Below are 6,069 nucleotides of genomic sequence, written 5' to 3' on the forward strand. Positions count from 1 at the left end.
TGCTCAGATTATTATTTTATAAATGATGAATACTGGAATTAACAGTCCTAATACCCAGTATAAGAAATTGAATATTCCTGAACGCATTAACTTCCAGTCCATCGAATAAAAGGTATCTACTGGGTCTTGGTGAAAGAGTGTCCTATATATTTTTAACAGGACATTGAATATTATAAAAGATAGGAAAGGCAGCATTAAAAAAGGTAGCGACTTCATTTCTGCACCAAATCTACGTGCAAGTAGTAGTCCTATTATAAACAGAACTCCGGATATCAACCATATCCAGTTTCTAGCGACCTTGTCAGTAAGTAGGTCCCTCCTAAATAAAAGGATTAGTTGTATTGATATTCCTATTGGAATGATAAGAATTAAGTCCAGCTTCATAGCATTATTCATTTGAGCACAACTACTAGCTAATGACAAGTGACTTGTCATTTTTTACTATATACTCTGTATCACTTGTCATTTTGCATCCAATTCTGGTAGGATAATGACAGGAGAGTCATTAAGTCCGTTATACCCTACTGGCTCTGCCTAACAAGCTACAACCATAAATGCAAAAAGGCAATAGCTGCTTCAGCTACTGCCTTTTCAATGACTAACTTCTTTCTTCCAACATCTATGCCCCTAAAACTCCGCACTGCCGGGAAAGCGGGGGAAGGCGATCACATCCCGGATGTTGGTCATGCCGGTAACGAAGAGCATCAGGCGCTCGAAGCCCAGACCAAAGCCGCTGTGGGGTACGGTGCCAAACTGACGCGTCTCCAGGTACCAGGCGATGGCTTCCTCTTCAATGCCCATGGACTTGGCCCGCTCCTTCAGCTCCTGGTAACGCTCCTCCCGCTGCGAGCCGCCTACAATCTCGCCAATGCCCGGGAACAGGATGTCCATGGCCCCTACGGTTTTGCCGTCCTCGTTCAGGCGCATGTAGAATGATTTGATGGCGGCCGGGTAGTTGTATAGGATTACCGGCTTTTTAAAGTGCTTCTCTACCAGGTAGCGCTCATGCTCGCTTTGCAGGTCGGTACCCCATGCTTCAATGAGGTACTGAAACTTCTTTTTGCGGTTGTGCTGCGAGTTGCGCAGGATCTCGATGGCCTCTGTATAGCTGAGGCGCTCAAAGGGGTGTTCCAGCACAAACTGCAGCCGCTGCAGCAGGCCCATCTCGCTGCGCTCCTGCTGGGGCTTCTGCTTCTCTTCCTCCTCGGCCCGCTGGGCCAGAAACTCCAGATCCTCCGCGCAGTGCTCCAGTGCATAGCGGATCACATACTTGAGCATGTCCTCGGCCAGGTCCATATTGTCTTCCAGCTCGTAAAAGGCCATCTCGGGCTCAATCATCCAGAACTCGGCCAGGTGGCGGCTGGTGTTGGAGTTTTCGGCCCGGAAGGTGGGGCCAAAGGTGTAGATCTTGCCCAGGGCCAGGGCGCCCAGCTCGCCCTCCAGCTGCCCGCTTACGGTCAGGTTGGTGGAGCGCTCAAAAAAGTCCTGCTTGTAGTCGATCTCGCCCTCGGGGGTGCGGGGCGGGTTCTTCAGGTCCAGGGTGGTTACCTGAAACATCTCGCCGGCGCCCTCGGCATCGGAGGCCGTAATGATGGGGGTATGCAGGTTAAAGAAGCCCCGCTCGTTAAAGAACTGGTGGATGGCAAACTGCAGGTGGTGGCGAATGCGAAAGATGGCGCCAAAGGTATTGGTGCGCATGCGCAGGTGGGCAATCTCCCGCAGAAACTCCAGCGAATGCTTTTTGGGCTGCAGGGGATATTTTTCCGGATCGGCCTCGCCCAGAATGCGAATGTCCGTAGCCTGCAGCTCTACGCTCTGGCCCTTGCCCTGGGAGGCTACCAGCTGGCCACTTACAGCCAGGGCAGCCCCTACGCTGATCTTGCGCAGCACTTCCTCAGGGGTCTGGGCCGGATCGGCCACCACCTGCAGCGCCTGCAGGCAGGAACCGTCGTTGAGGGTAAAGAAAAAGACATTCTTGCTCTCGCGCTTGTTGCGCACCCAGCCCATGGCCGTTACCTGTGCGCCGGTGTGCTGGCCCTGCAGCAAGTCCCTGATCTCGATGCGTTTGCTTGCGATTGTTCCTTCCACGGTGGTTATGCTCTCTGTTGGCTGCAATATTACTAAAGCTTTGCTTATTTCGGTAAACTTAGCCCTCCCTATTCGTTTATATACAACTGAAGCACCCCCTATTTACTTTTGCCAGCCAAAAAAAGGGGAGCAGCCACATAGCCTCAGCTGCCAGAGCGCGTTTATTTTAGAAACATAGCCTGCTGCAGGGCCGCTGCATGCGGAAGAACTAGAGGATTTTTCTAATTTTACCAGTTAGCAGAGATTTTTAGAGAAGAAGGGCTTATATGCAAAACTTAAAGCTAAGCCAAACGCTATCCCAGAAGTTGTCGCCCCAGCAGATCCAGTTCATCAAACTGCTGCAGGTGCCAACCGCTGAGCTAGATGCCAGGATCGAAGAGGAACTGGAGAGCAATCCCGCCCTGGAAGAGGGCCCCGACGAGGCCCCCGACGAGAGCCCCTCCGCCGAGGAGGAGTTTGAGGAGGGCGAGCGCTACGAAGATGAGCTGGACGTAAGCGACTACCTGCGCGACGATGACTATGCCGGCTATAAGATGCAGGGCGATGGCCCCGGCGATGAGGAGGAGCGCGATATGCCCCTGGCCGCTGGCAGCACCCTTACCGAGCAGCTGCTTTCCCAGCTGGGCTTTCTGGGCCTGGATGAGCGGCAGGAGGCCATTGGCCGGCAGCTGATCGGCAGCATTGAGCCCGATGGCTACATCCGCCGGGAGCTGGATGCCATTGCCAACGACCTGGCCTTCTCCCAGAACCTGCGCACCGATGAGGAGGAGCTGGAGCAGATCCTGCAGCAGATCCAGGAGTTTGACCCCCCCGGCATTGCCGCCCGGGACCTGCGCGAGTGCCTGCTGCTGCAGCTGCGCCGCAAAGAGCCCACTGAGGCCGTGCAGCTGGCTACCCGCCTTATTGAAGATCACTTTGAGGAATTCACCAAAAAGCACTATAAGAAAATTCTGCGCCGCCTGGGGCTGGAGGAGGAGGAAGACCTGAAATCGGCCATCGAGGTGATCACCCGCCTCAACCCCAAACCAGGGGGGGCCGCTGCCGGCTCTACCAACCGCACCCAGTACCTGCTGCCTGATTTTATCATCACCAATGATAGCGGCAAGCTGGAGCTTACCCTCAATGGCCGCAATGCTCCCGACCTGCGCATCAGCCGCTCCTATGCCGATATGCTGGATGCCTACGACCGGGGCAATAAAAAGGACAAGAAGCTGAAGGAGACCGTAAGTTTTGTGAAGCAGAAGCTGGATGCCGCCCGCTGGTTTATTGATGCCATTCGCCAGCGCCAGCACACCCTGCTAAATGTAATGGGCGCCATTATGGACTACCAGTACGAGTATTTTCTGGAAGGGGATGAGACCAAACTGCGGCCCATGATCCTGAAAGACATTGCCGACCAGGTGGGCATGGACATCAGCACCATCTCCCGGGTAGCCAACAGCAAGAGCGTACAGACCGAGTTTGGCATACTGCCCCTGAAATACTTCTTCTCCGAGGGCATCTCCACCGATACCGGCGAGGATGTGAGCAGCCGGGAGGTAAAGCAGGTGCTGAAAGAGATGATCGATGGGGAAAACAAGCGCAAGCCCCTCTCCGACGACAAACTGGAAAAAATGCTCAACGACAAGGGCTACCAGATTGCCCGCCGTACGGTAGCCAAATACCGGGAGCAGCTGGGCATACCCGTAGCCCGCCTGCGTAAAGAATTGTAATGTTGACCCCTAGCGATCCCCAGCATAATCATCCGCAGGAGGAACAGCCCCTATCCCTGGAGCCGGCCCCGCCGGTACCCCCTGCCCGGCAGCGCGACCCCCTGAACCTGCTGGCCTGGGGCCTGTCGCTGCTGATGCATCCCCTGCCCCTGCCCAGCCTTATGTTTACGCTGGTGCTGCTGTTTGCCCCCGAGCTGATGCTGGCCAGCTCGCCCGAGCTGCGCTGGCGGCTGCTGGGCCTGCTGGTGCTCACCACCTTTGCCATTCCGGGCCTTAGTGTGCTTACCATGCGGCTGTTTGGCAATATTCCCAGCCTGACCATGACCCGCCGGCAGGACCGCCGCCTGCCCTTCCTGTTCGTCTCCATCTTTTACACCATCATCACCGGCTTTTTTTACCGCAACTTTCCCCAGCTCATCTTCATCAACCTGGCCCTTACCAGCATTACGGCCACCCTACTGCTGCTTACCATCATCAGCCTGTACTGGAAGATCAGCGCCCATGGCATGGCCGCTGGCGGGGTAAGCGGCTTTGTAACCGGCCTGCTGTTTTACGACCGGGCCCTGGAGCTGATGTACCCCCTGGCGCTGCTCCTGTTTCTGTCAGGAGGGGTGATGTGGGCCCGCCTGTACCTGAACCACCACCGCCCGCCCGAGGTATGGGCCGGCTGGTTTGCAGGCTATGCCATTTGCCTGGGCATGGTCTTCGGGCTCTACCCCCTGCTGCTGTAACTCTTCATACCCCCTCCCGCTGTGGTAGCGCCGCTCTTGGGCAGAAGAGGGTCTGCGCACCCCCTACCGAGCTGCTTTTCTGCAGCCACTGTTTATTGTTTCAACAGTAGACCGATTCTATATATCCACAAAATTCTGCTACTTTTTACTATTCGTACCTCATTTTTTGTACCTTGGCTAAGCGCCTGTCCCCTAGGTCATTCGCTTATTTTTCACCCATTTCCCGATACCGCATGAAAAAGTTTCTTATTCTGCTTCTCATGGCAAGCTTACCCCTTAGCCTGGCTGCCCAGATCAATGTCGGAAACCGCATCAAGAGCAAGGTAAACCAGCGGGCCAATCAAAAGGTCGATAAAGCCATCGACAAGGCCCTGGATTCTGCCGAAGGTAAGGAAAGCAAAGATCCTAAAAATGCCTCCAGCCGGGGCGAAGCTGATGAAGGCACTCCCCCCGAAGAAGGGGCTACCGCCACTGCCACACCCAGGAAGCCCGCCATAACCAGCTACAGCAAGTTTGATTTTGTGCCGGGCACAAAGGTGCTCTTCTATGACGACCTGATGAGCAGCCGCATTGGGGAGTTTCCCGACTTTTGGCTCACCAACGGCATGGGCCAGACCGTGCGGCTGGATGAGCTGCCCGGCCAGTGGCTGCAGCTCTCCAAAAGCTCCCGCTATGCGCCCGACAAGCGCTTTGCCTTACCGGCCGATTATACCGTAGAGTTTGACCTGATCATGCTGGGGCCGGAGGGGCATTCGCTTGGCCAGGTGGATATACGGCTGGTGCAGCTGGAAGAGGCCGATAAAAACCCCATGGCCGCCTGGCGCTTTGCTGAAACCAAGGCAACACTCAACATGGGCTTTAACTACTCCAGCTTCTCCATTACCGATAACCAGAGCAAGGTGCACAACAGCTTCAACAATAATGTGCTCTATGAGAACCGGGGAACCCCCATGCATGTAGCCATTGCTGTAAACGGCACCCGCTACCGCATGTGGATCAATGAAAAAAAGGTCTTTGATATTCCCCAGCTGCTGGAAAAAGGGGCCGGACGCAACATGATCTTTCTGGATTCCCACCTGGCAAAAGAAGATCCTGAGTACCAGGTGTACCTGAGCAACTTTCGGGTGGCCGAGGGCCGGCCCGATATGCGCAAGGCACTAGCCGCCGATGGTAAGTTTGTGACCCATGGTATTACCTTTGATTCGGGCTCCGACAAAATAAAACCAGAATCCTACGGCCTGATCCGTGAAATAGCCGCCGTGCTGCAGGAAGATCCCTCCCTGCGCATCCGCATCATTGGCCATACCGATAGCGATGGGGCTGCCGCAACCAACCTGGATCTCTCCCGCCGCCGGGCACAGGCCATTAAAACCGCGCTGGCCACCGAATACAGCATAGCCGAGAACCGGCTGGAAACCGACGGCAAAGGGGCCACGCTCCCCATCGACAGCAACGATACCGCCGAAGGCAAGGCCAACAACCGCCGGGCCGAGTTTATAAAGTTGTAGTAGCTATTTCTGAGTATAAAAAAATCCCCC

General features: G+C 55.2%; 4 protein-coding genes. 3 read left to right on the forward strand and 1 reads right to left on the reverse strand.

Annotated features, from left to right (window positions below; translation table 11 throughout):
• Window positions 1-627 precede the first annotated feature (627 nt).
• The gene (gene asnS / locus ADICEAN_RS19945) at window positions 628-2,088 is read right to left on the reverse strand and encodes an asparagine--tRNA ligase (protein WP_009197474.1); all 1,461 of its coding nucleotides are present in this window, start codon (window positions 2,086-2,088) and stop codon (window positions 628-630) included.
• Window positions 2,089-2,354: 266 nt separating this feature from the next.
• Here asnS and rpoN point away from each other — a divergent pair, with 266 nt between their 5' ends.
• The 3 genes from rpoN to ADICEAN_RS19960 all read left to right on the forward strand — a co-directional run bounded on the left by rpoN (window position 2,355) and on the right by ADICEAN_RS19960 (window position 6,039).
• Complete coding sequence (rpoN, locus tag ADICEAN_RS19950; RefSeq protein WP_009197475.1) at window positions 2,355-3,800, forward strand: RNA polymerase factor sigma-54; 1,446 nt, start codon at window positions 2,355-2,357, stop codon at window positions 3,798-3,800.
• Window positions 3,800-4,531 (forward strand): phosphatase PAP2 family protein, encoded by a 732-nt coding sequence (locus ADICEAN_RS19955; RefSeq protein WP_009197476.1) that lies wholly within the window; start codon window positions 3,800-3,802, stop codon window positions 4,529-4,531. The genes rpoN and ADICEAN_RS19955 overlap by 1 nt, the downstream gene beginning before the upstream one ends.
• Window positions 4,532-4,764: 233 nt before the next feature.
• Complete coding sequence (locus ADICEAN_RS19960) at window positions 4,765-6,039, forward strand: OmpA family protein (RefSeq protein WP_009197477.1); 1,275 nt, start codon at window positions 4,765-4,767, stop codon at window positions 6,037-6,039.
• Window positions 6,040-6,069: the final 30 nt, after the last annotated feature.

This window comes from Cesiribacter andamanensis AMV16 (assembly GCF_000348925.1).
GTDB classification, from domain to species: Bacteria; Bacteroidota; Bacteroidia; order Cytophagales; family Cyclobacteriaceae; genus Cesiribacter; species Cesiribacter andamanensis.

Coding starts and splice junctions, on each gene's coding strand:
- rpoN (WP_009197475.1), top strand. CDS start 2,355: ATGCAAAACTTAAAGCTAAGCCAAACGCTATCCCAGAAGTTGTCGCCC.
- ADICEAN_RS19955 (WP_009197476.1), top strand. CDS start 3,800: ATGTTGACCCCTAGCGATCCCCAGCATAATCATCCGCAGGAGGAACAG.
- ADICEAN_RS19960 (WP_009197477.1), top strand. CDS start 4,765: ATGAAAAAGTTTCTTATTCTGCTTCTCATGGCAAGCTTACCCCTTAGC.